This is a genomic window from Tessaracoccus sp. (genome assembly GCF_016714275.1).
In the GTDB taxonomy this organism is placed as follows: Bacteria; Actinomycetota; Actinomycetes; order Propionibacteriales; family Propionibacteriaceae; genus Arachnia.
This window is the reverse complement of record NZ_JADJNP010000011.1, coordinates 1-23,865: the sequence shown is the minus strand read 5'-3', so window position 1 is coordinate 23,865 and position 23,865 is coordinate 1. Positions and strand designations below refer to the sequence as shown.

The window sequence follows — 23,865 nt, the reverse complement described above, 5'->3', positions numbered from 1 at the left end:
GCAAGCGCGACGTCTCCGAACGGCTCGGCCGATCGCCCGACGACGCCGACTCCCTCGCCCTCGCGTGCTTCGAGGCCGCGCCCGACACGCACATCGTCGGGGCCGCGCGGCGCCCGATGATCGTCTCCCTCTCCTCCAGGTGACCCACCTCCATGCCGACGGCCCCCTTCGCCACGCGCTCCGTGACGGAGCTCCCCGCCGTCCCCGGGCCGAAGGCGGGCGTCACCGTTCTGCGCGAGCCGAGCGTCCGCGCGATCTACACGTGGACCCCGGCGCTCATCCGCTCGGCCGAGGTCGCAGCCACCGGCGGCAACCTCCGGATCGCCGCGGACCTGTGCGAGTGGATGATCGGCGACGACCGCATTCAGGCGGTCCTCGAGACGCGCGCCGACGCTCTGCTCGGCCTCGACTTCTCGCTCATCGAGCGCGGCGACGCGCGCCGAAGCAAAGCTGTGTGCGCGGCGCTCGACAGCGAGTGGGAGACCAGCTTCCCCGAAGCCGAGCTGCGCAAGCTCCTCGCCTGGGGGCAGATGCTCGGCGTCGGCCTCGGGCAACTCGTGTGGGACGAAGACCCCGACACGGGCCGATGGACGATGCGCCTTGAGACGTGGTCGCCGCGCTGGCTCGCGTGGGACTCGGTCCGCCACACGTGGACGATCGACGCCATCGAGGGCGGCGCTCCGCTCGGGTCCGCCCCGACGGGTCGCTACGACATCACTCCCGGTGACGGCCAGTGGATCCTCTACACGCCGCACGGGCCCAGCCGTCCGTGGGTGTGGGGCGCCTACCGCGCGCTGTCCCGCTGGGCGCTGCTCAAGGACTACGCGCGCAATGACTGGGGCTTCTACTCGGAGCGCTTGGGGCAGGGCGTGTGGGTCGTCGAGAGCGACCCGACCAAGGGCGGCATGTCGACCGGCACCGAGGCCCAGCGGAAGGAACTCGCGGGCGACCTCCAGGGCATCGGCCGCAACACCGGTATCGCGCTGCAGCCCGGCCAGACGCTTCGGCTCGTCGAGTCCGTCGCGCGCACGCAAGAGAATTTCAAGGCGCAGATCGACGCGGCTGACAACGGCTACGCGATCGCGCTCCTCGGCCAGAACCTCTCGACGCAGGCCGGCTCCGGCGGGTCGATCGGCTCGGCCACGCTCCACGGCAAGGTCGCGCACGGCCGGACCCGCATGGACGGCAAGACGCTGCCCGCGTGCCTTCGCTCGCAGGCGGTCGTCCACTGGACGGAGACCAACTTCGGCGACGCCACCCTGGCGCCGTCCCCGTGGTGGGACACCTCGCCCGTAGACGACGACAAGGCGCGCGCGGCGACGAAGATGGCGGTGGCGCAGGCCGACGCGGTCGACATCGGCTCCGGCGTCCGCACCGTCGACGAGATCCGCGCCGAGCGTGGGCTGCCCCCGCTTGCTGCCCCGCCGCCTCGCACTCCCACGCCGGGACTGCCCGTCGCCACCGAGCCCGACCCCGACCCCGAGCCGGCTCCGATCGAGCCTGCCGAACCCGCCGACCCGAACGACGACCAGGACCCCGACGAATGACCCGCGCGCTACACCTTGCCGCCGCGATCTCGTGGGCCATCTCGCCGGAGTGGCTCTCGACGATCCTGACCATCGCCAATCGCGAGGGCTCCGGCCCCGAAGCGGTGGCCGCCGAGCTCGGGCGCCCGCTCGAGAACTCGCACGCGGTCGAGCGCCGCGGCGACGTCGCGGTGATCCCGGTGCACGGCCCGATCTTCCGCCGAGCCAACCTGTTCTCGCAGGTCTCCGGCGCGACCAGCGTGCAGGTGCTCGCCACCGACTTGCACCTCTCGCTCGATGCCGACGAGGTCAAGGCCATCGTCCTCGACATCGACTCGCCTGGCGGTGAGGCCAACGGCATCTCCGAGCTGGCTGCGATGATCTACGCCGCGCGCGGTCGCAAGCCGATCGTCGCGTACGTGGGCGGCACCGGCGCGAGCGCGGCCTACTGGATCGCCGCGGCCTGCGACAAGATCTACGTCAACGACACCGCGGCCGTCGGCTCGATCGGCGTGGTCCGCGCGATGCCGAACCCGAACGCCTCGAGCGCGAAGGACATCGAGATCGTGTCGTCGCAGTCGCCGAACAAGCGGCCCGACATCAGCACCGAGGGCGGCCGCGCCGTCGTGCAGGGCGAGGTCGACTCGCTCGCCGATGTCTTCGTCTCGCGCGTCGCTCTCTACCGCGGCGTCGGAGCCGACGTCGTGCTCGAGCGGTTCGGCCGCGGCGGATGCCTGATCGGCGCCGACGCGGTGAAGGCCGGCATGGCCGACGGGCTCTCGTCCTTCGAGGCCGTCATCGCCGAGACCTCGGGCGCGCAGCCGGAACTCGGCGGGCCCCGCCTGACCACTACCACCACTGTCACCACCCCGGAGACCGCGCACATGGCCACCAAGCTCGCCCGCACCATCGCCACGAACAAGGCCGAGGACGACATGCCCCCCGCCAGCGAACCCGCGGTCGAGCCGGACGGCGACGAGCCCGCGAGCCCCGCCTTCGCCGAGGGCGACGCGGTGATCTACGGCGACCGTCCCGCCAACATCACGAGCGTGAAGAACGGCCCGCACTACGGGCTCGAATTCACCGACGAGCCGGGCGGCGAGTTCGCCTACGCGACCGAGGGCGACCTCGAGTCCGCGAGCGCGTCCGACGAGGCGTCCGACGAGGACGAGCCCGCAGCCGAGGACGACCCGGCCGACCCGCAGGCGTCGACCATCCGCACGCAGGCCGCCGAGATCCGCAAGCTCCGCGCTGCGCTCGCGACCAAGGCCACGACGCAGCACCGCGCGACGACCCGCGCTCGCATCGACGCGCTGATCGCCGGCGCCAAGGCGTCGCGCAAGATCTCGCCAGCGATGGAGGCCCCGCTGCGCACCCTCGCCGCGCGCTCGCTCGACGGCGTCACCGCGCTGATCGCCGCGATGCCGCGCCTCATGCCGACCGCGAGCAAACAGCCGGCCCGCAAGGAACCCTTCTCGCCCGCGCTCACCCACAACGGCAAGTCGTGGGGCGAGATGACGACGAACGAGAAGCACGCCGTCTTCCTCGAAGACGCGAAGCTCGCCGAGCAGATGCACGCGGCGCACACGGCCAGCAAGGCCGCCGCCAACAGCAACGTCGCCTGATCCACATCACGCCACGCCTTCCTCCGCGGCGCGCACAGGCGCGCGGCGCGGTTCCGCACGCCTACGTCCAGAGGAGCAACGACCGCCATGGGTACCACCGCCAAAGCGAACATGATCTTCCCGCCGCTGTACGCGGAGGCCGTCGAGGGCGCGTTCGCGTCGCAGGACGCCTTCGTGTCCGCGAAGGCGAAGGCCCTCGGTATCGTCCGCATCGACGGATCGTTCCCGCAGGCCGGCAACAACGTGATCGGGTCGACCGTGAAGGTCCCCTACTTCGGGAGCCTCGGCGAGTTCGTCGCCCGCACCGACGGCACCGCGGCGACCGCGACCACCTTCTCGGCCACCGAGGAGACGGCGACGGTCACCTGCGGAACGCTTGGGTTCGACCTCACCACGTGGGCCAACTCGACGCCGATGCCCGGCGCGTCTCCGTACGAGGAGGCCGCGCGCCAGGTCATGCGGGCCAGCGAGCGCTACATGGACTCCCTGATCATCGCGGAACTCGCGAAGACCACCGGCAACGCGCTCGTCCTCGACCGCTACTCGTCGACCGCGCCGCGCAACCTCGACTACGACCTCCTCACCGAGGGTCTCGGCATGTGGTCCGACTTCGCCGACCTCGACGACGTCGCGGCCGTCGCGGTGCACGGCAAGGTCTACAACGACCTGCTCAAGGTGAAGGATTCGACCGGCAACCCGATGCTGATCGGCGACGGCGAGGTCGGCGGCATGAAGGTCCGGACCCTCAAGCACTGGGGCGTTCCGATCCTCGTCACCGACCGCCTCCCCAAGGGAGACTCCGTGCTGACCAGCGTCACCGCGCTCGCCGGCCTCGTGCCGGTGCTCACGGTCGCGAACAGCGCCAACCGCGAAGGCGGGTCCGGCCCGGTTCGCCCGATCGACGTCCGCATCTACGCCACCACCGTCGGCGCGCGCGGGACGTGGAAGTTCAAGCTCTCCATCGACGGCGGCGCGACCTACACCGCCGACGACTACTACACGTCGGCCGCGACGGTCGCCCTGACCGACCCGCTCGATCCGGCCGGCGGCCTCCTCGGCGTGACCGTGTCGATCGCTGCGGGCACCGTGCTCGCGACGACCGAGGGCGCGTCGTTCAAGAGCACGATCAAGCACACGAGCCTGCTCGTGAAGAAGAACTGCAGCGCGTTCTGGTTCAACGCTGCGTACGCCGGCGTGCTGCAGCAGGTGCCCCCCACAACCCCACCCCACCCCCCCCACCCCCCCCCCCCCCCCCCCCCCCCCCCCCCCCCCCCCGGTCCCGCTGAACGACAGCGTGATCAGCGCGAGCCATCTCTACGGCGCCGCGCACCGCTACTCGCGGCTCCCCGGCCAGCCGTACCCCGGCGTCGTGGTCATCCGCCACAACGGCGGCGGGCTCTGATCCGTGACCACGCGGGTCTTCGCGCCCGCGTGCCACCCTCGACGTCAGTACCTCCTGATCGCCCTCACTGCGCGCCAGCGTGGTGAGGATGCGATCTGGTACATCGCTCGAGGACAGCAGCAGGCGATCGCGGGGACCTCGCTCCCCGCCTCCCTCCCCGGACGCGATCTCCTCGTTGCGGCTGGGTACGAGTGCACCGAGGACGTCGACGGCGCGCGAGCCGATGAACTGACCAAGGCGGCCGGGTTGTCCCGCCGCGATGCGGAGGCGGCGCTCGCCGCCCTCGGGAGCTGACGACCCATGCCCACCCTTCCCTCCGTTCTCTACCCCACGCCCGGCGACGGGTACAAGACCGGGTCCGGCCTCCACGTCGAGGCGCCCGCCATCGTGCTCGCCCCCGAGGCGACCTTCGCCGCCGGCGTCACCGACGGCCAGGTGTGGGAGGTCGGCAAGTTCCGCACGCTCGTCGCGTCGGTCGAGTGCTCGGCGAAGGGCGGATCCAACCCCACCCTCGACGTCTCGATCATGACGAGCCCCGACGGGCTCAAGGACTGGCGCCTTGCCGCCGCGTTCACGCAGCGCACCGACATCGCTCTCCCGAAGAGCGCCGACGGCCTCGCCGGCCTCGTCATGGGCGCGGTCACCCCGGCGGGCACCACGCCTCCGACGATCACCCTGACCAGTACGGCGCAGGTCGACCCGGTCAACCTCCGGATCGAGTGCACCACGCTCGGAGCTCGCGGCACCGCCGTGATCCGCTACTCGATCGACGGCGGCAAGACCTGGGTCGCCGGCGTCCTCACCGCGGCGACGATCGCGGTCATCGACCCGGCCGGCAACGACACGGGCGTCGTGATCAACTACGCGAACGCCGTCGCGGCCGTGGACAACGTCTGGACGGCCTCGACGGTCGGCTACGAGCGCAAGTCGTTCACCGGCCTCGACCGCTTCGTCAAGGCGGTCTGCCTCGTCGGCGGCACCGGCGGCCCGACCATCACCGCGACCGTCCGCGGCCGGCTCCACTGAGATGGCGCTGACGGACGTCACGGCGACCGGCGTTCTCCTCGCCACCGCCGCGGACCTGGCCAACCTCGGGATCTCCGAGGAGGTCACCGGCGGGATCCAAGCCTCGACCATCACCGCCATCCTCACGGCGGCGACGGAGACGGCCGGCGCGATCCTGCAGTCGAGCGGCCGCGTCAAGCTGCCTCTCACCGCGTGGGGCGGCGACATCAAGAGCGCCGTGGCGAAGATGGCCGCGTGGGACGTCATGTGCGTCCGCATCGGCCACAACCCCGAAGACCCCAACAACTTCGTGTGGCGCGACCGCGACGCCGCCGGCCGCGCGTACCTCGAGCAGGTCGCGCGCGGCTTCGTGATGCCGGTCGGGCTCGTCGACGCCACGCCGACGGACGTGAAGACCGGCACCGAGATCTACACCGAGACGCAGCGAGGCTGGTAACCATGGCCAACGAGACCCCCACCGGAAGCAACATCCTCGACACCCTCGCCGCGGCCCGCAAGGTCGTCGCCGAGGTCAACGAGAAGCGCGACAAGGCGCTGCTCGAGGTGAACAAGCTGAACGTCGCGCTCGAGAAGGCCGAGGCCGATCTCACCGCGGCGCGCGCGGCCGTGTCCGCCACCCTCGCGTGAGCCTCCGACTCACCGGCGGCGCTGGCCTTCGGTCCATGCTCGCGAAGGCCCAGGCGCTCGCTACGGGCGCCCTGAGCAAGCGGCTCGCGCCGCGCATCGCTGGCGACACGATCGTCAAGCTCGGCGAGCGAGCTCGGTCCACGGCCACCGCGCCGTCCGGCCGCAAGTGGCCCGCCACCAAGGACGGCCGCGCTCTCCGCTGGCCGGCGCAGGCGTCGATCCGCGCCGAGGTGCAGGACGGCAAGATCCGTCTCGTCGTGAGCGGCCCCGCCTACCTCGCCCCGCAGCACTCGGGCTGGCGCAAGGTGCGGTCCGCGTCGACGCACGAGTTCCTCGCGAGCATGAGCAGCCACGCGAGCAAGGGACAGACGCGCAAGCGATGGGGCAGCAAGCCGCGCCGCATCGCTCCCAAGGGCGCCGTCCCGAAGCCGTGGGTCGCCGTCATCGCGAAGGCGCTCAACGTCGGGTGGCGGTCCTTCATGACGTCGCGGGGCGTTCGTCGCGCGAGGTGATCCCATGGCCGATCCGCTCTACTACCTCGGCCCGAAGGTCGACATCTTCGATCCGGTCGTCGCGCTCCTCGAGACGAAGACCGGGATCCCGAGCTACTTCCTCGAGCAGTCCACCAACCGCCGGCCGGTCCATTACGAGTGGAGCCCGCAGGCCGGGACCTTCACCGGCGCGAAGCACACGGGCAAGGGCCCGCGCGTGCTCGCGCACGTCGAGTGGACGGTGCAGGTGCTCTGCCGCGCCAAGACGCATGACGAGGCGTGGAAGATGGCCGCGTGGTTCGCGTCGGCCGCACGCCGCGTGAAGCAAGCCGGGTTCCGCCTCGACTCGTGGTCCGTGCCGGAGTCGAGTTCGCAGCCGGCGACGCAGAAGACCGACGTGATCCTCACCTGCACGTTCCTCGCCCCGTTCGTCGAGATGCCGATCGACTCCGAAGGCGTCGAGCCGGTGACCGTCACCGCGGTCGGCTTCGACACCGCGTCACCGTACGGCACCGACGACGGCACGCTGCGCCCGCCCACGGGCTGACCTCGCACCCCTCCCTCTCGTCACCACCGGAGACACCCGATCATGGCCATTGGTAGCGCCACCGTCACCTTCCGCGAAGGGCAGCTTCCCGTTGCGGCGGAGACCACCGACAACGTGATCGTCGTGTACGGGTACTGCACCCTCGGCACGGCCGCGACGCTGTACACGTTCCAGGGCGCCGCGCCCTCCGACGTCATCACGCAGCTCGGGTACGGCCCGCTCGCGCAGCTCGTCGCCGAGCTCATGGCGACCCCGGGTCACGGCCCGGTCGTGGCTGTCCCCTGCGCAGCAACCGCGGGCGTTCTCTCCGCCGTCGTGGCCGCCGGCACCACGCCGCCCACCGTCACGCTGACCGGCAACTCGGTCGACGAGATCGTCGGTCGCGTCGAGATCCTCTCCGCCGGCGCGCGGGGCACTGCGACCTTCCGCTACTGCCTCGACTACGACTCGGCGAACACGAGCGCGGCGACGTGGTCGAACCCGATCGTGACGGCCGCGACGTACCTGATGGACAACAGCGGCGTGACGCTGAACTTCGCGGTCGGCACCTACGCGACCGACAACGTCTACACCTTCTCTGGCGCGCAGCCCGCGCACAGCGACGCCCAGATCACCGCCGGCATGGACGCAGTGTACGCGGCCGGGACCGACTTCGGGATCGGCTACGTTCTGCAGCGTCCACGCGACACGACCGACGCGCTCGGCGTCACCGCGATGGCGACCACCTTCGCGGCGGTGTCGGCCAAGGTCGATACCCTCGAGGCGTCCGGCTACAAGTACACCCTCCACATCCTCGAGGCGCCGCGCCCCATCGCCTCCGACTCGTCGGGGCTCGCGACCTGGCGGACCGCCCTCACCGGAGCCACCGCGCAGGCGCTCGCGCACAAGCGCATGGCCATCGGTGCCGGCTACGGCCGGATCAAGAGCGTCGTCGACCAGCGCACCTACCGGCGCCCGGTCGTGTGGCGCATCCTGCAGCGGCTCTCGATCGCCGACATCTCGGAGAAGGTCTCGCGCGTCGACTCCGGCCCGCTCCCGACGCTCCTCTCGATCGAGCACGACGAGGGCACGACCGGCGGGCTCGCCAACGGCTCGACCGGCCAGCGCTACCTCACCTGTCGCACGTGGGCCGGAAAAAACGGCTTCTACGCCGCGAGCGACCCGACCTTCGCCAGCGTCGGCTCGGACTACTCGCTGGTCGTCCGGCTCCGCGTCGTCAACCGCGGCGCGAAGGTGCTCCGGAACGGCCTCCTGCGCTACGTCGACGACACGATCCTGGCCGACTCCACGACCGGCAAGATCCTCGAGACCGAGGCGCAGCACATCGACGAAGACATCACGCAGCAGCTCGTCGACGCCTTGCAAAACAGCAAGAGCCGCTCGGGCAAGCCGCACGTGTCGAGCGTCTCGGCGCGCGTGAACCGCACTGACGCGATCCTCACGACGAGCACGCTCACCGGCACCGCGGCGATCCAGCCCGCCGGATACGCGACCGCGATCTCCTTCACCATCGGCTTCACCGGGGCGACCGTCGCCGCGGCGGCCTGACCCCCACCATCCTCGAGGGCTGACCTATGCCGCTGCCTCCCGACATCGAACCCGGGTTTCTCTACTCGCACGTCAGCGACGACGTGCGCGCGTACGGCCTGCGCATGAAGGGGAACACGGAAGTGTCCTTCTCCGTCGAGACCGAGGACGCCGAGGAATACGGGGCGAGCGCCGACCCGATCGGCGCCACCCGCGGGCGCAACAAGTACGCCCTGAGCCTGACGTTGCTCCTCTCCGCGTGGGAGGGCTTCTGCCAGGACTGCGACTCGAAGGGCATCGCGCCCATGAAGCGTGCGGGCTCGATCGTGTGGGTCATCTCCGAGCCGGGACAGCCCACCATCACCATGCGCGCCAACGTGAACAAGCTGAAGAAGATGGAGCTCGCCGCCGCGGACGGGCCCGACGCGCACAAGGTGAAGGTCGAGGCCACCGTGCTGAAGATCCTTCGCAACGGGCGGGCCATCGCGTGAAGTCGCTCGAAGAGTGCAAGGCGGCCGCCGGCGGGAAGCCGATCTGGACGGCGAAGGTCGGCCCGGTCGAGTTCCACTACCGGCGTCCGACGACGCGCGAGTGGTTGCCCTTCGAGGCCGCGAGCCTCGCCCTCGAAGCGCTCGAGCGGAAGGACCAGGCCGCGTTCCAGGACATGCAGCGCGCCGCCGAGGACCTCGCGGTCGCGGTCTGCGAGTCGCACACGCCCGAAGAGATGCAGACGCTCAACGAGGACCTCTTCGGGATCTTCTTCCCGATCGCGATGCGCGTCGCCGAGACGGTCAACGAGATCAGGGCCGCCGCGGGAAAAGCACCGAGCGCGCCTGGGCACGGGTAAGCCGCGGCCGCGAGGGCGCGCGCGTCTACCACCTCGCGCGCGCCATCCTCGTGTCGCGGGGGCAGGACGAGCTCGACCCGTTCGCGTGGGCCGATGCGGCGACCGAGGCGCAGTCGCGCGTAGACCTGGGCGTGCTCCGCGGTCTCGTCGAAGGGTTCCTCACCACCAAGCAAGCGGCGCCCTCGAGGCGCGGGCGGAGATGACCCGTGAGCGAAAGCGTCCAGTTGGGCCCTCGAGCTCACCGACAAGGTGACGCCCGACGGCAAGAAGATCGTCAAGATCCTCGGCGAGATCGGGAAGGGCGCCGACAAGGCTGGCAAGGTCGCGAGCAAGGAAGCGACGAAGGGCCTCGAGTCGATCGGCAAGGCCGCCGTCACGACCGCCGCGAAGTACGTCGCTCTCGCGAAGGCGTGGTCGCTCGGGGTCAACCTCGCGGAGACCGGAAAGAACCTCGTCCTCGACGCGCAGGGATTCAAAGACCGCTCCGGCATCGCGCTCTCCGCGCTGCTCAAGAGCGAGAAGGCCGCCGCAGGCGCCTACAGTCGCCTCGTCGACTTCGCCCACTTCTTCGGCGAGGATCCGACCGAGGCGATCACGCGTTTCCAGAACCTTCTCGCGGGCGGCTGGTCTCAGCGCGATGCCGAGAAGATCATGCAGTCGTTCGGCGACCTGAAGCTGGTCACGCCGACGGTGAACATCGACTCGCTCGGGTCCGCGTTCTCGACCATCCGCTCGAAGGCGAAGCTTGACCTCGCCGACTTCCAGGCGGCGGTCAGCGCGGGCGGGCTGAACCTGACGCTCGCGTACGAGGCGATCGGGAAGAAGATCGGGCGCAACGCCAAGCAGGTCGAAGCGATCATCGGCTCCGGCCAGGTGAACGCCAACGTCGGCATCATCGGCCTGCTCGACGCGATCAACCAGCGCACCAACTCGAGCAAGGCGGGCGAGCAGCTCGGCAAGTTCGCGAACACCACCGCGGGCATGATCGAGCGGCTCAAGCACTTGCCGTCGCAGTTCGTCATGAGGATGACGGCCGACGACTCGCCGCTGAAGTCGTCGCTCTCGAAGATGCTCGAGTACCTCGACCCGAAGGGGCCGAACGCCGGCCGCATCATCGGCGCGCTCAACGTCGCCTTCACCAAGATCGGCACGACGCTCGCCGGCTGGGCCACGCCCGAGGGCATGGACAAACTGTCGAAGGGCCTCGCGTCGTTCATCGACGGCGTTCCCAAGATCGTCGCCGCTGTCGCCGCGATCTCGAAGGCCGTGCTGTGGGTCGTCGGCGCCGTCACCGGATTCCGCGACAACCTCCGCTTCCTGTGGGCCGAGGTGAAGCGTGGAGGCGCCATCGCCACCGGCTTCCTCGCCACGATCGCGGGCGTGCTGGTCCCCATCGTCGGCATCGGCGTCGCCGCAGTCGGCGCGGCCAACTGGGTGATCAACGCCGTGAAGACGATCGGCGCCTGGTTCGCCGACCTCGGGAAGAAGGCGCTCGGCTTCGGGACTGCCATCGTCGACGGACTGTGGCAGGGCATCAAAGACGCCTGGGCGAACCTGCTGAAGAACATCAAGGGGCTGCTCGACCTCCTCCCGGCCGCCGCGAAGAAGGCGCTCGGGATCGCGTCGCCGTCCAAGGTCTTCATGGAGATCGGCGGCTACACCGCCGAGGGCTTCGGCAAGGGCTACACCGCCGAGAGCGGCAACGCCCAAGCCATGATGATCGCCAGCATCGAGGACTCGAAGCGCGCCGCCACGGTGGCAGCGTCGACGAGCATCGGCGGCAACACGATCAGCAACGTCGCGAACAGCCGCACCGGCCCGTCCGTCGGCCAGGTGACGGTGCACGTCGACGGCGGGACCGAGGACATGGACCGTGACGACTTCGCGTGGGGCGTAGAGCGAGGGCTCGGCCGCGCTCTCGACCGCCTTGCGGCAGCAGGATGACCCCACCCGATGGCCACGCGACACGCCTACCCGCCGAACAGCGCGCTCGGCGATCAGGTCGAGATCGCCGGCATCCTCGTCGACCCGACGCTCGTGGTCTGCGAGGTGCGCAATCTCAAGGTCGGCATCAACGTCGACATCAAAGAGGGCCCCGGTATCAACGGTGCCGCGCTCACGTTCCAGGGCAAAAAGCTTGGGCGGTGGACCATCGAGCTCCGCGCCGGGCACGAGGGTGGTAGCGAGAGGGCGACCGCCGAAGAGGGCTACGCCATCCTCGAGGAGCTCGCGACGAAGATCGTGCAGAAGTCCATGGGCGGCGTCGTCAAGACCAAGACCGTCGGTGGCGTCACGACGCGCGAGACCGCATGCACCCCCGTCGCGGTGAAGCACCCGCGGCTCGCTGCGCGCGGCATCACCGCGGCCGTCTTCCTCGACATGGAAGGCCCGGAGCGGCAGGACTCGCTCGGCTACGTGGTGACGATCGAGTGCATCCAATACGCCCCGCCGCTGAAGCTGAACGTCTCGAAGCCGCTGCAAGGCGACATCCTGAACGGCGTCAAGGACACCTTCTCGGCGAGCGGCGCAGGCGCGGCCCCGCCGTCCTCCACCTCGCCGCAGCTCCCGCAGCCCCCGAGCGCGACGCCCGCGAAGCCGTGACCCAGCGATGGCCCTCCTCTCCCTCGGCGACTCCCCGGTGCTCTCCGGATCCATCACGCGCCCTCTTCGCGGGGCGTGGTCGGCGGATCTGGAGGTCGACGCGGACGCCGCACCGACCGGGACGTTGACGCTCTCGGGGGCGAGCCTGTCCCTCGTCGGCACGGTCGTCACGTCGCAGTCGTGGAACGACCGCCAGCGCTGCCGCATCGTCGGCGGCAAGAACGGGATGGGGCGCACGCTCGGGCCCGCGTGGTTCCGCTCGACGACCCTCCGCACTGTCGTCGCCGCGACCCTCACGGCCGCCGGTGAGACGCTTTCGCCGACGAGCGACGCCGCTACCCTCGCCCTCCCCGTCGTCGCCTGGGCGCGCCTCCGGAGCACCGCCGCGGCCTCCCTCGAGACGCTGCTCGCTCTCTACGCCCCGGCCGCCCTGTGGCGCGTCCTGCCCGATGGCTCCGTCTACGTCGGCCCCGCCACGTGGCCGACCGTGACCTCGACCGCCGTGGTGCAGGACAACCGCGGCGACGAGGACGTGGCCGACCTCGCGGGCGAGGACCTCTCCCTCGACGCAGGCGTCACCGTCTCCGGCCGGCGCGTCGGTCTCGCTCGGCACCGCATCCGCCCGCAGGGACTCCGCTCCGAGGCGTGGTGGTACACCGACACCGAGCGCGGGCTCGCGGCCGTTGTGCGTAGCCTCGTGGAGCGCATCGTCGGGCCCCGGCTCGACCTGCTCGCCGCCTACCCCGCCACCGTCGTTTCGCAGAACGCCGACGGCACCCTCGAACTGCGCCCGTCGAGCTCGAAGGTCCCCGCCGTCACGAAGGTCCCGATCCGCTACGGCGTCCCCGGCATCACCGCGAAGGTCTCGGCCGGCGCGCGCGTGTGGCTTGAGTTCGCCGGCGGCGACGCCTCGCAGCCGGTCGCGACGCTGTGGGAGTCGGCCTCGGTGACCGAGCTCGACTTCTCCGCCACGCTGATCAAGGTCGGCGGGTCGCGCCCACTCGTCCGGCAGGGAGATCCCGTCATGGTCATGCTCGGGCCGACTGCGGCGGCGAAGATTGTCTCGGGCGGCGTCGGTACCGGCGTCCCTCTGTCGGGGTACGTTCTGCTCGGGTCGAGCAAGGTGAAGGGCGGTTGACGTGTCGGTCAGCACCATCGGAACGCTCTCGATCGGGGCGGTGAACATCGGCGTTGCGCTTGCGATCCCGGTCCTCGGCTCAAGCCTGTCGGAAATCCTCTCTCTCGTCGCATCGCTCCAGGCGCAGATCGCGGCAAACCTGACGCTATCGCTCACGCTCCCAGATCCGCTCGCCATCGCGGCGGCCATCGCCGAGGCCGCGGCGTCTGCGGTGGCCAGGATCGAGGAGATCCTGCTCAACATTCCCGGCCCCCTGATCGACGCGAACCTTGACCTGAGCGCGCAGCTCTCGTTGCTGCTGTCGCTGTCGCTGAGTCTCAGCGGGCTGCTCGCGACGCTGAACGCTGCGGCATCGTTGGGCGGGCTCCACGCGTTCGCGGTCGACTCGACCCCGGCCACGATCGGCGGCGAGATCGACGCTCTCGTGTCCGGCGGCATGCCCGGCGGCGGACTCCCGACCGCCCGCGTCCGTGGCGTGCTCCTGCTCACCGAAGACCCCGCCACCTTCTCCGCGCTGTCCACCGTCCTGCTGACCGGGTGATCCTATGGCCGCCGTCGCCGCGTGCACCGTGTCCGTCGCGGGACTCCTCGAGGCCGTCAACACCGTGCTCGCGAGCGGCGCCGTCGACGCGCAGGTGAAGGTCGACGGCAACGCGACGAAGGTCACGCTCTCCGCCTCCGCGGGTCGCCAGTTCGACGTCTCGGTCTCCGTCGACTCGACCACGAACAACACCACCGGGACGCGCTCTGTCCGCCTTGCTCACCTGAAGGCGGCGCTCGCCTCGATCCCGTCGGGCGTCAGCACAGCGGCCCTCGCCTTCTTCGACGCCGCGGCCCCCGCGCCGGCGCTCTGGACCCTCACCTACAGCAGCAACCCGCAACGGATCGCGACCGTGACCAACGTCGCGAAGTAGGACCCCATGGACGGGGAGTATCGGCTCGCCAACCTCTCGCCCGCCCGCACGGTCGTCTACCAGCGGCACCCCTACCGGCTCGTCGCCACCCTCGCCGATCGCACGCTCACGCGCCGCAACGAGACGCCGCGCCGGATCGTCGACCTCTCGACTCGCCACACCATCGAGCGCGCGCCCAGCCTCGACGCCAAGGATCGCGACATGCGTAAGGGATTCTCCGAGCAGATCGACGTCCAGTGCCTGGCCAGCGGCGTCGCCGTGGATCTGACGGCGTGGACGAGCGTCAAGGTGCAGACGTCGCCCGACGGGTCGACGTGGACCGACCGCACGACGACGGTCGTCACCGCCGCGAGCGGCCTGGTGCGCGCGGTGCTCTCGACGACCGAGACCGCCGCGCTCGACGCGAACAGCACCATCCGCGTCCGCGTGTCCGGCGTCGACGCCGCGCTGCTCACGCGGTGCTTCCCCGACGATGCGGATCTCGACCTGAAGCTGCGCGTGTCGACGTGACGCGGGCCCGACCATGACCACCGACTACGGCACGACGATCGGCTCCGTCTCGAGCGGCGCGGGGCTCGACATGGACCCCTATTGGCGTCGCGTCTCCGGCGGCAAGGCCGTGGCCGTGGCCGTCGCTCGGCGCCTTCTCGTCGGCAAAGGCTCGCTGTGGTGGGCGCCTGACGTCGGCTTCGGCGAGAGTGGGATCCTCGGGCTCATCGACGACGACATCACGGCCGACCGCGTCCCCATGATCGAGCGGCTCCTCCGCGCCGAGTGCGAGGCGGACGAGCGGGTGCTCGGCGCCGACGTGACGCTCACCTTCGACGCCACCGCGTCGAGCCTGACGTGCAGCGTCCTCCTCGAACTCGGCTCCGGCCCGTTCCGGTTCGTTCTCCAGGCGTCGGCCGTCTCGGTCTCCCTCCTGCTCTCCCCCTGAGGCCCCATGGCTGACCCGACCTACGAAGAGCTGAAGACCGCGATGACGCGCGAGGAAGTCCTCGAGCAGCAACTCGCGATCATGGCGCTGCCCGACTTCAACTTGCCGACCGAGTCGTGGGGCCCGACCGACGAGCCGATGGCGACGCTCGCGGCCGACGCGAACGTGCTCGCCGACCTGTCCGTCAAGGTCGCCGGGATCGCGAAGTCCGGCGTCACCGCCGACGCGCGCACTGACGTCCTCACGATCCACGCGAAGGACGTCTTCGACGAAGCGCGCGAGCTCGGGGTCAACACCATCGGGACGGTGACCCTCACCGAGTCCGCCGGCTCCCCGCAGTCGTGGGCTGTCGGCGACCTGATCGTGACATCGCGCGTCGACCCGACGATCATCTTCCGCAACACCGCGCTCGTCACCCTGTCGGCCTCCTCGAGCACGACGGCCTCGATCGCCTGCGACGACGTCGGCACGCAGGGCAACGTCCAGGCTGCCGACCTGCAACTCGTGACCGAGGTCCCCGGCGTCGCGCTCTCCGCGGCGTCCGGCACCGGCTGGATCACGCAGACCGGCACCGACGACGAGACCGACGAGAAGCTGATCGCCCGCTGCGCGCTCAAGTGGGCCACGCTCGTCAGCACCGGCCCGAGCGACGCCTACAAGAAATGGGCGCTCGACGCCGACGCCACGATCAACCGCGTCGGCGTCACCGAGGACGTCGCGGCCGACCAGACCGCGGGCGATCCCTCCGTCACCGTCTACCTCGCCACTGCGACCGGCGCCCCCGCGGCCGCCGTCGTCACCGCGGTCGACGCGTACATCCAAGAGCGTCGCCCGCTCGGGACGCTCGTCTACGTCGCCGCGTGCGGCACGACGAGCTTCTACCTGAACGGCTCCGTCACCGTGAAGGCGTCGAAGCGCGCCGCGGCCGAGTCGAAGATCAACGCGTTGCTCGACGCGTGGTTCGCCGGCTCGAGCATCGACGTCAACGGGGAGACGGTCGACGGCCTCGGCCTCGACGGCCGCATCCGCATCGCGCAGCTCGTCGAGATCGTGATGAGCGTCTCCGGCGTGACCGCCTTCGTCCCGAAGAAGCTCGACGGGACGAGCATCTACCGGATCGAGACCGACGACGTGACCTCGTCCGCGAACAACGTGTGGACCCTGGTCCGCGCCCTCACCTACGTCGAGGTCACGTGACCCTGGTCTCCGGCTCCTACCGCGAGCACCAGCCGCTCGTGCGGCCGGCCTTCCACGGCGGGCCGACGGGTGAGGCGTGGGCGCAGAGCCTCGGCGTGCTGAAGGACTCGATCGAGCTCCTCGCTCGCCAGGCGCGGCGTCAGCGCTGGCTCTCGCTCTGCGCCGAGGACGCGCTCGCGAAGCACGGGCAGTTCCGCGGCTGGTCGCGCGTCTCCGGCGAGACCGTCGCGCAGTACCGCACCCGCCTCCGCGCGTGGTGGCAGCTCGCGCTCTGGCAGGGCACCGCCAAGGGAATCATCGACGCCTTCGCGCTGCTCGGGATGACGAACGTCGAGGTCCGCGAGGCGATCTCCGCGTACGTCTCCGGCGGGTCGCCGTGGGGCCGCTACACGGGCCGAGGTCGCCAGCGACAGTTCGCGGTCGTCGTTCGGCAGCCGCACCCGTTCGGCACCGACGGGACGTTCATCGTCGGGACGAGCCTCGTCGGGACGGGCGTGCTCGGCATGACCGGAGACCCGAGCCTGATCAAGGCGGTGCGCGAGATCGTTCGCCGCATGAGGCCGGCCCACGCGTACTGCCCCGAGATCATCGTGGTGCTCGCCGGCGACATCACCGACGGGACCGGAACGACCGCAGACGGCGACCCCAGCGGCGCCCCTGGCGACCGCATTGCCTACCTGAAGCCCTGACCGAGGCCCCATGGCTCACAATCTCACCGAGACCCCGACCAAGGGGACGCCCGTCAACGTGGCGGACGATACCGAGGTCTATACGAACGCCGCGATCGAGGCGATGGCGCAGCCAATTGCCGACCGCCTCGCGTGGTGCGAGGACGCGCTCGACACGACCGGCGGCAACCACCCGATCAAGTCCGTGAACGCGCTCGCCGCGCTGACCGGGCTCGCCGGCCTCGCAAGCGGCGACGTGCGCATCGTCGCCGGCTACGGCCTGTATCGCTTCACCGCGGGCGACACCACGACGGCCTTCTCCCCGTGGGTCGTCACGCACGCCTCCGGCCGCTGGTTCCACGCGACCTACTCGAGCATCGCGGACAGCGACGTCGGGGCCACGCTCGCCACGCTGACCGCCGGCAAGCTCCCCGTCGCGCGCCACACCAACGGCATCGTTCGCACCAACGAGACGACCTACACCGGCACGTGGGGCGCGGTGATCGCGGGCTCGACGAGCACGGCGGCCTCGTGGGTGGACTCGACCGTCGACCACATCGAGTCGTCACTCCAGGTCGGCGACATCGTCGAGATCACGGTGGTCGGCTGGACGAACGCGAGCGCGGTCGCACCGGCCTACTCGTGGGTGCGCCTGAAGGCGATCGACGACACCGCGGGCAGCACGACCGGCCCGACGACCACCAACTACGACGACGACCAGATCCGGATCGACGGAAGCACCGCGACGCAGTTTCACCTCCGGATCCGGCACGTCGTCACCGCGGCCGGGCAGTTCCAAGCGATCCTCCAGCTCCAAGCGAACGGCGCCGACGCGGCCCGCCTGCTGTACCCGACGCGGATCAACGCCGTGGTGATCCGGCCATGAGCAGCCTCGAGGAACTCTTTCGCTACGGCAAGGCCGTCAGCGTCGCGATCGCCGACTCGTCCTCGACGACGCAGATCAGCGAGGCTGACACCGCGGCGCTGCTGATCACTCTCGAGGGCGGGACGTTGACCGCAGCCCGTGCGGGTCGCCTCGCGCAGCGGCAGAACGGCGCGCTCTGGTACGTGCGCAACAACTACACCTTCGACGTCGACATCTCGTGCGGCACGTCGGACCCGATCACGGTTCCGGCGGGCGAGCTCATGACGATCCTTCTCGAGCCGGTCTGAACGGAGACACCTATGGCCGCCAGCCGACTCGTCAGCCCCGCGAACCCCCGGGGCTACAACACCAACAAGTTTACTTCACCTCCGAAGGCGGGGTGGGCCTGGCAGAACCAGGGCGGCGCGACCGTCGACGAGAGCGGCGACGCCATCCTCCTGACGACGCCGGCCGAGAACCACTACCAAATCCGAGGCCGCACACGCGCGTTCGGCGCCGCGAAGACGGTCGTCGCCGCGGTCAGCGGATTCAACGTGCTCCCTGCTGGCAGCTCAGGCTTCCCGGAATGGGGCGTCGGGTGGACCGACGGGACCAAGCTCGTGACCATCTCGACGGTCCTCGTCGCGAGCGGGCACGGCTACTACCTCGAGGTCCACAAGTTCACGGACGCCGTGACCGTGACGGTGGCGAGCGTCTTCTTCCACCCAGGTCCCAATCCGACCTGGATCAAGCTGCGCGACGACGGCGCGAACCGGAAGGCCTACTACTCGCCCGACGAGGGCGAGCACTGGGTCGAGATCTACAGCGAAGGCCGCACCACGTTTCTCACCGCGACGAGTCACATTTTCATGGCCGGCGGCGGCGGCGGTCTCGCGACGACCGCGACCCTGCGCAGCTGGGTCGACAGCTGAACCGCCTCGCCGCCCCCATCTCTCAACATGCGGCCCTGAGCCGACGGAGCACACGATGCCGACGCCATTCACCACACTGCGCGCCCTCGCCGCCCAGGCTGCCGAGGGCACGTCTGCGCCATCGACCGTCCTGTCGCTCGCGTCGGCAGGGCCCTACGTCGAGGTGCGGATCACCGGCGGGTCGCTCGCCGGATCGCCGACCTCCGTCACGTTCGGGGTATGGCGCGGCGTCGACGGCGGGATCGACAAGATCGGGACGTTCACCGTCGCCGCGGCCGACATCGGCGGGCCGCTTCCGCCGATCTTCGAGTTCGACGCCGGCTCGTGCTGGGTGCGCGTCGAGTCGTTCGCCGGCGGCACCGGGCCGACCCTCACCGGCACGATCCAGGCGCGACCGTGGTTCGGGTGATCTCGTGACGATCCGCATGTCACTCGGCTCGCGTCTTCGGACGCGCATCGTGTCGCGACTGATCTCGCGGCTCGACCCGACCGCGATCCGCTTCGATCTGCTCGCGCCCGGCACCCCCCTCCCCGCGGGCGCGCTCCCCGGCGGCGGGACGTACACGCAGGCCGCGGGGGCGGGCCAGACCGAAGAGACGTGGGTGACGTCGTGGACGAGCGGCACGCTCGGGCGAATGGCCTTCGTCGCGGACACCCCGAAGATCGGCGCCGCGCCGAACGGGCTCGTCGGGCTCCGGCTGCGCGCGAGCTGGAAGAACTACCTTCGCTCGTCTGACGACTTCACGGCGTGGACGGCGACCGGGACTTCGGTCGCTACCCCGGACACCGACGTGTCGCCCGACGGGCTCACGAACGCCGACACCCTCAACGACGACAACGGCGCCGGCTACGAGTTCGTGACCAGCGTCGACGACGCGGTTCCCAACGACACCGAGACCTATCGGCTCGAGGTCTTCGTCAAGAAGACGTCCGGTGCAACGCATGCGCTGAGCTGCAACTGGGTGATCAACGGAGGCATCGTCGTCGCGCGCAGCCTTCGTCTGAATGCCAACGACGGCACCGCGACCGGGCTGACGTTCTCGACGGCCCCGACCTTCGGCGCGTCGTGGTGGCGATGGCGGGACGAGATCGTCAACAACGCCAGCGGCGCAACGGCGATCCACATCGACCTCTATCCGTCCTCCACGACGATCCCTCTTCGTGGGCTCGACACGGGCGCAGGGACCGGCGCGAAGGTCGTCTACGGCGCAAGCGTCACCCGCGGCAAGCTCCCGCGCGACTACCAGCCGACGCCCTCGGGCTCGGGCGCGACCTGCGCCGACTGCGCGGCGACCTACCCCGCGTCGCGGCTCGTGCGCGGTGGGCGGCTGAAGCTGCGCTTCCGGTGGACGCCGGCGGGCGCGCCGGGCGACTACAACGCCAACTTCCGCCTCGTCGACCACGGCGCCGAGACCACCTACGTGGAGTTCAGTGCGACGGACCAGAAGCTCCGCGTGGTCGTCGCCGGCGGCGCGGCCGAGGTGTGCGCGGTCCCGATGTGGTGGCCTTCGGCGTCGCTCTACTCGACGTCGCATCCCGTTGTGGAGATGGACATCGAGATCGGCGGCGGGGTCGCGACGCGCATCCGCTACCGGTACAGCACCGACGCCGGGGCCACGTGGACGCTGCCGTTCGACCCGCTCGGCGGAACGGCCGGCGTGGCGCAGGCGAACGTCTCAGGCTCGGGCTCGATCGGCGTGCTCACCGGCGCGGCCGCGGGCAACGTCGCCGACGGGTGGCTCCACGAGCACGAAGCCATCCTCACCGCGCCGGCGTGGGCGCTGCAGTGGCTCCCGACGGACGACGCGTCGGTGAAGGCCGCGCTGCGTCCAGACGGGCACTACGTGCTCAGCGCCGGCACCACCAGCTCCTGGACGTCGCAGACGGCCACCGCGGTCAGCGTGGCGCAGGCGACCGGGGCGAATCAGCCGACCTACTCGGCCGCGGGCGTGAACGGCAAGCCGGGGTTCGCCTTCGACGGCGTGAACGACCTCATGACGTTCTCGGGGCTCGCGTCGGCCGCGACGGATCTCCTGGTCGTCGCCGCGCTCGTGCCGACGTCGACCGGTGCAAGCCAAACGCTCTTCGATGCGCAGACCGGGCGCGTCGTCGTGGCGACCCAAGACGGCGTCGATGCGTCGACCGTGGGCTACTACGACGGCGCGTGGAGGCAGACCGGCGCGAAGGCGGCCGGCGCGCAGATCCTCTCGTGGGACCTCCGCTCGGGCTCCGGGCGCGTCTTCCGCAACGGGGTGCAGATCGGATCGACGCTCGGGTTCACCCCGCAGGCGCTCGGCGGCACGATCACGCTCGGCGCGCAGTTCTCCGCGGCGGCTTTCATGCAGGCCATCCTCGGTGGCTTCGTCCTGAGCACCACGCCCAGCGATGCGCTCCGGCGTCAGATCGAGGCGTACATGTCCGCTACCACCGGGATCGCGGTGTCCTGATGCCCTCCGTCATCCTCCCCACCCGCGCCGACGCACAGCAGCTCTGCGACCAGCTCGCGAAGCTGCTCGGCATCCCCGACCCCGAGCGCTACCCGGGCACCGAGCGGTGGGCCGAGCCGCAGGAGCTCGCCGACGGAACCTTCGCGGTCGCCGTGCCGAGGAAGGGCGCGCTCGCCGAGCTGCTCGCCAGCCTCGACGCGGACCCGACCGGCAAGGTGCTCACCGCCGACCAGGTCGACATCGGCGGCAAGGTCGTGAGGCCGAAGCGCGTCACCGCGAAGGAGCTGGGCGACGCGAAGGCGGCGCTGGCTTCGGCGAGAGACGTGCTGCCCGAGGAACGCAAGACCGTGGCTGTGGCGATCGAAGCCGAGGCCGTGAAGGAGATCCCATGAAGCTCGTTGAATACCTGTCCATCATCCTCCAGATCCTCGGCGCGCTCTCCGTCTTCGCGGCGGCGATCGGCGCCGTGCTGCCCGAGGGCAAGGCCAAGACGTTCTTCCAGCTTGCGGGCTCGCGCCTGCTCGCTGCGAGCAAGTCTCTGAGCGCCGACAAGCCCGAGGCCCCCAAGGTCCCCCCGCTCCCGCTGCTGCTCGTCCTGCTCGTGCCGCTGGCCGGCTGCGCGTGGCTGTCCAAGCCGAGCCACTACGCCGACATGGCCCGCATCCTGACCTGCATCAGCGCCGAGGCCAGCGCCGGCAAGGGCCCCGCCGAGATCGCGCTGACGTGCGGGCTCGAGAACGCGGACGCCGTGATCGACCTCGTCACCAAGAGCCAGGGCGTGGCCTCCGCGGCGCCGAAGATGGCGAAGCCCGCTCCGTCGGCGGCGGTGAGCAAGTGAGCCCCTGGCTCCGCGGCGCTCAGGCAGGGCTCCTCGGGGCCGTGCTGGCCATCGGGTGCAAGCCCGACCACCCGGCCGCGATCCCCGTCGGCGACGCGTGCGACCGCGCGCAGGCGCAGCTCGTGACGATGGGGTGCGAGTGGCGCGTCAACTCCAGCGGCGGCACGTGGGCATCGTCGTGCGTCTACCTCGCGGGCAAGGGCTACCCCAGGTCCTAGTCGGCAGCCGAGTGCGTCGCCGCGTCCACCACCTGCACGGGAGCCAAGACGTGTCACTGACCCACCGCCTCGCCGAGTGCTGCCTCGTCCCCTCGCCGCCCGGCCCGTGGGACGTGCCGTGGGTCGCGTCGGCTCCGCCCCGCGCGGGCATCCTCCCCGACGGCACCTACTGCCTCGACCCCTTCGCGTGGCCGCGTGTGCAGGTCGGCGGCACGTGCGCCGGCAACGCCGTCGCGCAGGCCATCACGACCGGGCTCGTGCTGCTCGGTGAGCCGCGCGTCGAGGTGTCCGGAACCGGCTGCTGGGCGCAGGGGCAGCTCTGGGGCGCCGTCGAGGGCGCGGACGTCGACGCCGACGCGGGCGCGTGGGTCGCCAAGGTGCTAGAGGCCTGCCGCGTGTGGGGCTGGCCGCTGCGCACCGACCACGCCGAGGAGGGGCTCGCGTCGCTCGACGCCTCCGCGCTCGGCGAGATCGTGGCGCGCGCAACGGGGGCGTTCACGATCGAGCACCGCATCATCTCGGAGAGCGACTGCAAGGACGCATTGCACGAGCAGTGGCAGATCGTCGCGTCGGGGCCCGTCGACGAAGCCTTCGCGGCGGCCAAGCCTGGCGGGTGGGTTGACACGTGCACCAGCGGCGGGGGACATGCGCAGCTGATCGACGGATACAGTCCGGCCGGCTACCTCGACCGCGACACGTGGGGCCGCGGCGTGGGTGAGATCGAGTTCGAAAAGAAGCGCCTCCACATGAGCGTGGGCTGGATGAAGTCTCGCTGGGAACTGCGCGCGGTGCGGGTGGTGCGGCGGTGACGCGCTCTCGCCCCTGCTCCCTCCCCGTGCCCCTCGACGACGAGGAGCGCGTGCGGCTCGTGCTGGCCCGCTACTCGTGCGTCGAGAACGTGCGGCGCGAGGGCGACCGGCTGCGGTGGGACCTCGACCTGTCGCGCACGCCGCTGGATGGGCTGGCGATGGAGGAGATGGTCGCGCGGGCCATCGAGAAGACGATCGCTCTGCACCGCGTGCCGAGCGAGAGGCCGGGGGTAGCGTGAGCGCCGAAGCGTTGTCGCTGCCGTTCCCCGAGCCCGCGGGCCCGTCGGTCGTCGTCCACCACGGCGACTGCCTCGACGTGCTGCGCGGCATGGCAGACGCGAGCATCGATGCGGTGGTGACAGACCCGCCGTACGAACTCGGCTTCATGGGCCGCAAGTGGGACGCGTCGGGCATCGCCTACAGCGTCGACCTGTGGCGCGAGGTGCTGCGTGTGCTGAAGCCGGGCGGCCACCTGCTCGCGTTCGGCGGCACGCGCACCTACCACCGCATGACCTGCGCCATCGAGGACGCGGGCTTTGAGATTCGCGACACCATCGCCTGGATGTATGGGCAGGGGTTCCCGAAGTCGCACAACCTCGACGGCGCGCACAAGGGTTGGGGCACCGCGCTGAAGCCCGCCCACGGAACCCGTCACCGTCGCGCGCAAGCCCTCGTCGGCACCG

The 23,865-nt window shown here is 70.7% G+C and carries 31 protein-coding genes; all 31 read left to right on the top strand.

The features are described from left to right. Positions 1–152: 152 nt before the first annotated feature. Positions 153–1,547 (top strand): phage portal protein family protein, encoded by a 1,395-nt coding sequence (locus IPJ61_RS20790; protein ID WP_297112368.1) that lies wholly within the window; start codon positions 153–155, stop codon positions 1,545–1,547. After that, positions 1,544–3,151 carry a S49 family peptidase gene (locus IPJ61_RS20785; protein WP_297112366.1) on the top strand — a complete coding sequence of 536 codons (1,608 nt, stop codon included), beginning with the start codon at positions 1,544–1,546 and terminating at the stop codon, positions 3,149–3,151. Before IPJ61_RS20790 ends, IPJ61_RS20785 begins: the two co-directional genes overlap by 4 nt. An 87-nt stretch (positions 3,152–3,238) precedes the next feature. Then, positions 3,239–4,639, top strand: a complete 1,401-nt coding sequence (locus IPJ61_RS20780) for a hypothetical protein (RefSeq protein WP_297112364.1) — start codon at positions 3,239–3,241, stop codon at positions 4,637–4,639. 214 nt (positions 4,640–4,853) lie between these two features. After that, a complete protein-coding gene (locus tag IPJ61_RS20775) occupies positions 4,854–5,579 on the top strand; it encodes a hypothetical protein (protein WP_297112362.1) in 726 nt (241 codons plus the stop codon). 1 nt (position 5,580) lies between these two features. Beyond that, positions 5,581–6,015, top strand: coding sequence for a hypothetical protein (locus IPJ61_RS20770; RefSeq protein ID WP_297112360.1), 435 nt, complete (start codon positions 5,581–5,583; stop codon positions 6,013–6,015). A 2-nt stretch (positions 6,016–6,017) separates the two neighbouring features. Further along, positions 6,018–6,206, top strand: a complete 189-nt coding sequence (locus IPJ61_RS20765; RefSeq protein ID WP_297112358.1) for a hypothetical protein — start codon at positions 6,018–6,020, stop codon at positions 6,204–6,206. 35 nt (positions 6,207–6,241) lie between these two features. Continuing rightward, positions 6,242–6,718: a hypothetical protein gene (locus IPJ61_RS20760; RefSeq protein ID WP_297112357.1), complete on the top strand. Its 477-nt coding sequence runs from the start codon at positions 6,242–6,244 to the stop codon at positions 6,716–6,718. 4 nt (positions 6,719–6,722) lie between these two features. Further along, positions 6,723–7,244: a hypothetical protein gene (locus tag IPJ61_RS20755; protein WP_297112355.1), complete on the top strand. Its 522-nt coding sequence runs from the start codon at positions 6,723–6,725 to the stop codon at positions 7,242–7,244. A gap of 42 nt (positions 7,245–7,286) precedes the next feature. Continuing rightward, positions 7,287–8,792: a DUF2586 family protein gene (locus tag IPJ61_RS20750; RefSeq protein WP_297112353.1), complete on the top strand. Its 1,506-nt coding sequence runs from the start codon at positions 7,287–7,289 to the stop codon at positions 8,790–8,792. Positions 8,793–8,818: 26 nt separating this feature from the next. Beyond that, positions 8,819–9,262, top strand: a complete 444-nt coding sequence (locus tag IPJ61_RS20745) for a hypothetical protein (RefSeq protein ID WP_297112351.1) — start codon at positions 8,819–8,821, stop codon at positions 9,260–9,262. Then, entirely contained in the window at positions 9,259–9,618 is a 360-nt protein-coding gene (locus IPJ61_RS20740; protein ID WP_297112349.1) for a hypothetical protein, read from the top strand. Before IPJ61_RS20745 ends, IPJ61_RS20740 begins: the two co-directional genes overlap by 4 nt. Positions 9,619–9,867: 249 nt before the next feature. Next, entirely contained in the window at positions 9,868–11,562 is a 1,695-nt protein-coding gene (locus IPJ61_RS20735; RefSeq protein ID WP_297112348.1) for a phage tail family protein, read from the top strand. Positions 11,563–11,571: 9 nt separating this feature from the next. After that, positions 11,572–12,219 (top strand): hypothetical protein, encoded by a 648-nt coding sequence (locus IPJ61_RS20730; RefSeq protein WP_297112346.1) that lies wholly within the window; start codon positions 11,572–11,574, stop codon positions 12,217–12,219. A gap of 7 nt (positions 12,220–12,226) precedes the next feature. Continuing rightward, positions 12,227–13,357, top strand: coding sequence for a hypothetical protein (locus tag IPJ61_RS20725; protein ID WP_297112344.1), 1,131 nt, complete (start codon positions 12,227–12,229; stop codon positions 13,355–13,357). A 1-nt stretch (position 13,358) separates the two neighbouring features. Next, positions 13,359–13,898: a hypothetical protein gene (locus tag IPJ61_RS20720; RefSeq protein WP_297112342.1), complete on the top strand. Its 540-nt coding sequence runs from the start codon at positions 13,359–13,361 to the stop codon at positions 13,896–13,898. Between the two features lie 4 nt (positions 13,899–13,902). Next, positions 13,903–14,271 carry a hypothetical protein gene (locus tag IPJ61_RS20715; RefSeq protein WP_297112340.1) on the top strand — a complete coding sequence of 123 codons (369 nt, stop codon included), beginning with the start codon at positions 13,903–13,905 and terminating at the stop codon, positions 14,269–14,271. Between the two features lie 6 nt (positions 14,272–14,277). Beyond that, positions 14,278–14,781 (top strand): hypothetical protein, encoded by a 504-nt coding sequence (locus IPJ61_RS20710; RefSeq protein WP_297112339.1) that lies wholly within the window; start codon positions 14,278–14,280, stop codon positions 14,779–14,781. 13 nt (positions 14,782–14,794) lie between these two features. Then, on the top strand, positions 14,795–15,208 hold the full coding sequence (locus IPJ61_RS20705; protein ID WP_297112338.1) for a hypothetical protein: 414 nt from the start codon (positions 14,795–14,797) through the stop codon (positions 15,206–15,208). Positions 15,209–15,214: 6 nt separating this feature from the next. Next, entirely contained in the window at positions 15,215–16,405 is a 1,191-nt protein-coding gene (locus tag IPJ61_RS20700) for a baseplate J/gp47 family protein (RefSeq protein WP_297112336.1), read from the top strand. Beyond that, a complete protein-coding gene (locus IPJ61_RS20695; protein WP_297112334.1) occupies positions 16,402–17,094 on the top strand; it encodes a phage tail protein in 693 nt (230 codons plus the stop codon). The genes IPJ61_RS20700 and IPJ61_RS20695 overlap by 4 nt, the downstream gene beginning before the upstream one ends. Before the next feature lie 10 nt (positions 17,095–17,104). Further along, positions 17,105–17,959 (top strand): hypothetical protein, encoded by an 855-nt coding sequence (locus IPJ61_RS20690; protein WP_297112332.1) that lies wholly within the window; start codon positions 17,105–17,107, stop codon positions 17,957–17,959. Then, positions 17,956–18,246, top strand: coding sequence for a hypothetical protein (locus IPJ61_RS20685; RefSeq protein WP_297112330.1), 291 nt, complete (start codon positions 17,956–17,958; stop codon positions 18,244–18,246). The genes IPJ61_RS20690 and IPJ61_RS20685 overlap by 4 nt, the downstream gene beginning before the upstream one ends. A gap of 12 nt (positions 18,247–18,258) precedes the next feature. After that, positions 18,259–18,870: a hypothetical protein gene (locus IPJ61_RS20680; RefSeq protein ID WP_297112328.1), complete on the top strand. Its 612-nt coding sequence runs from the start codon at positions 18,259–18,261 to the stop codon at positions 18,868–18,870. Positions 18,871–18,925: 55 nt separating this feature from the next. Next, on the top strand, positions 18,926–19,279 hold the full coding sequence (locus tag IPJ61_RS20675; protein ID WP_297112326.1) for a hypothetical protein: 354 nt from the start codon (positions 18,926–18,928) through the stop codon (positions 19,277–19,279). Positions 19,280–19,328: 49 nt separating this feature from the next. Beyond that, positions 19,329–21,317, top strand: a complete 1,989-nt coding sequence (locus IPJ61_RS20670; protein ID WP_297112324.1) for a phage head spike fiber domain-containing protein — start codon at positions 19,329–19,331, stop codon at positions 21,315–21,317. Next, positions 21,317–21,709, top strand: a complete 393-nt coding sequence (locus tag IPJ61_RS20665) for a hypothetical protein (protein ID WP_297112322.1) — start codon at positions 21,317–21,319, stop codon at positions 21,707–21,709. The genes IPJ61_RS20670 and IPJ61_RS20665 overlap by 1 nt, the downstream gene beginning before the upstream one ends. Further along, on the top strand, positions 21,706–22,155 hold the full coding sequence (locus tag IPJ61_RS20660; protein ID WP_297112320.1) for a hypothetical protein: 450 nt from the start codon (positions 21,706–21,708) through the stop codon (positions 22,153–22,155). Before IPJ61_RS20665 ends, IPJ61_RS20660 begins: the two co-directional genes overlap by 4 nt. Then, positions 22,152–22,373, top strand: coding sequence for a hypothetical protein (locus IPJ61_RS20655; RefSeq protein ID WP_297112318.1), 222 nt, complete (start codon positions 22,152–22,154; stop codon positions 22,371–22,373). Before IPJ61_RS20660 ends, IPJ61_RS20655 begins: the two co-directional genes overlap by 4 nt. Positions 22,374–22,423: 50 nt before the next feature. After that, a complete protein-coding gene (locus tag IPJ61_RS20650; RefSeq protein WP_297112314.1) occupies positions 22,424–23,182 on the top strand; it encodes a hypothetical protein in 759 nt (252 codons plus the stop codon). Further along, positions 23,179–23,421, top strand: a complete 243-nt coding sequence (locus IPJ61_RS20645; RefSeq protein ID WP_297112313.1) for a hypothetical protein — start codon at positions 23,179–23,181, stop codon at positions 23,419–23,421. Before IPJ61_RS20650 ends, IPJ61_RS20645 begins: the two co-directional genes overlap by 4 nt. After that, on the top strand, positions 23,418–23,865 hold a 448-nt coding region (locus IPJ61_RS20640), incomplete at its 3' end, for a DNA methyltransferase (protein ID WP_297112310.1). The genes IPJ61_RS20645 and IPJ61_RS20640, both read left to right, overlap by 4 nt.

Coding starts and splice junctions, on each gene's coding strand:
- IPJ61_RS20775 (WP_297112362.1), top strand. CDS start 4,854: ATGCCCACCCTTCCCTCCGTTCTCTACCCCACGCCCGGCGACGGGTAC.
- IPJ61_RS20725 (WP_297112344.1), top strand. CDS start 12,227: ATGGCCCTCCTCTCCCTCGGCGACTCCCCGGTGCTCTCCGGATCCATC.
- IPJ61_RS20685 (WP_297112330.1), top strand. CDS start 17,956: ATGAGCAGCCTCGAGGAACTCTTTCGCTACGGCAAGGCCGTCAGCGTC.
- IPJ61_RS20730 (WP_297112346.1), top strand. CDS start 11,572: ATGGCCACGCGACACGCCTACCCGCCGAACAGCGCGCTCGGCGATCAG.
- IPJ61_RS20785 (WP_297112366.1), top strand. CDS start 1,544: ATGACCCGCGCGCTACACCTTGCCGCCGCGATCTCGTGGGCCATCTCG.
- IPJ61_RS20665 (WP_297112322.1), top strand. CDS start 21,317: ATGCCCTCCGTCATCCTCCCCACCCGCGCCGACGCACAGCAGCTCTGC.
- IPJ61_RS20715 (WP_297112340.1), top strand. CDS start 13,903: ATGGCCGCCGTCGCCGCGTGCACCGTGTCCGTCGCGGGACTCCTCGAG.
- IPJ61_RS20760 (WP_297112357.1), top strand. CDS start 6,242: ATGCTCGCGAAGGCCCAGGCGCTCGCTACGGGCGCCCTGAGCAAGCGG.
- IPJ61_RS20705 (WP_297112338.1), top strand. CDS start 14,795: ATGACCACCGACTACGGCACGACGATCGGCTCCGTCTCGAGCGGCGCG.
- IPJ61_RS20780 (WP_297112364.1), top strand. CDS start 3,239: ATGGGTACCACCGCCAAAGCGAACATGATCTTCCCGCCGCTGTACGCG.
- IPJ61_RS20770 (WP_297112360.1), top strand. CDS start 5,581: ATGGCGCTGACGGACGTCACGGCGACCGGCGTTCTCCTCGCCACCGCC.
- IPJ61_RS20765 (WP_297112358.1), top strand. CDS start 6,018: ATGGCCAACGAGACCCCCACCGGAAGCAACATCCTCGACACCCTCGCC.
- IPJ61_RS20750 (WP_297112353.1), top strand. CDS start 7,287: ATGGCCATTGGTAGCGCCACCGTCACCTTCCGCGAAGGGCAGCTTCCC.
- IPJ61_RS20790 (WP_297112368.1), top strand. CDS start 153: ATGCCGACGGCCCCCTTCGCCACGCGCTCCGTGACGGAGCTCCCCGCC.
- IPJ61_RS20680 (WP_297112328.1), top strand. CDS start 18,259: ATGGCCGCCAGCCGACTCGTCAGCCCCGCGAACCCCCGGGGCTACAAC.
- IPJ61_RS20690 (WP_297112332.1), top strand. CDS start 17,105: ATGGCTCACAATCTCACCGAGACCCCGACCAAGGGGACGCCCGTCAAC.
- IPJ61_RS20710 (WP_297112339.1), top strand. CDS start 14,278: ATGGACGGGGAGTATCGGCTCGCCAACCTCTCGCCCGCCCGCACGGTC.
- IPJ61_RS20660 (WP_297112320.1), top strand. CDS start 21,706: ATGAAGCTCGTTGAATACCTGTCCATCATCCTCCAGATCCTCGGCGCG.
- IPJ61_RS20675 (WP_297112326.1), top strand. CDS start 18,926: ATGCCGACGCCATTCACCACACTGCGCGCCCTCGCCGCCCAGGCTGCC.
- IPJ61_RS20755 (WP_297112355.1), top strand. CDS start 6,723: ATGGCCGATCCGCTCTACTACCTCGGCCCGAAGGTCGACATCTTCGAT.
- IPJ61_RS20745 (WP_297112351.1), top strand. CDS start 8,819: ATGCCGCTGCCTCCCGACATCGAACCCGGGTTTCTCTACTCGCACGTC.
- IPJ61_RS20700 (WP_297112336.1), top strand. CDS start 15,215: ATGGCTGACCCGACCTACGAAGAGCTGAAGACCGCGATGACGCGCGAG.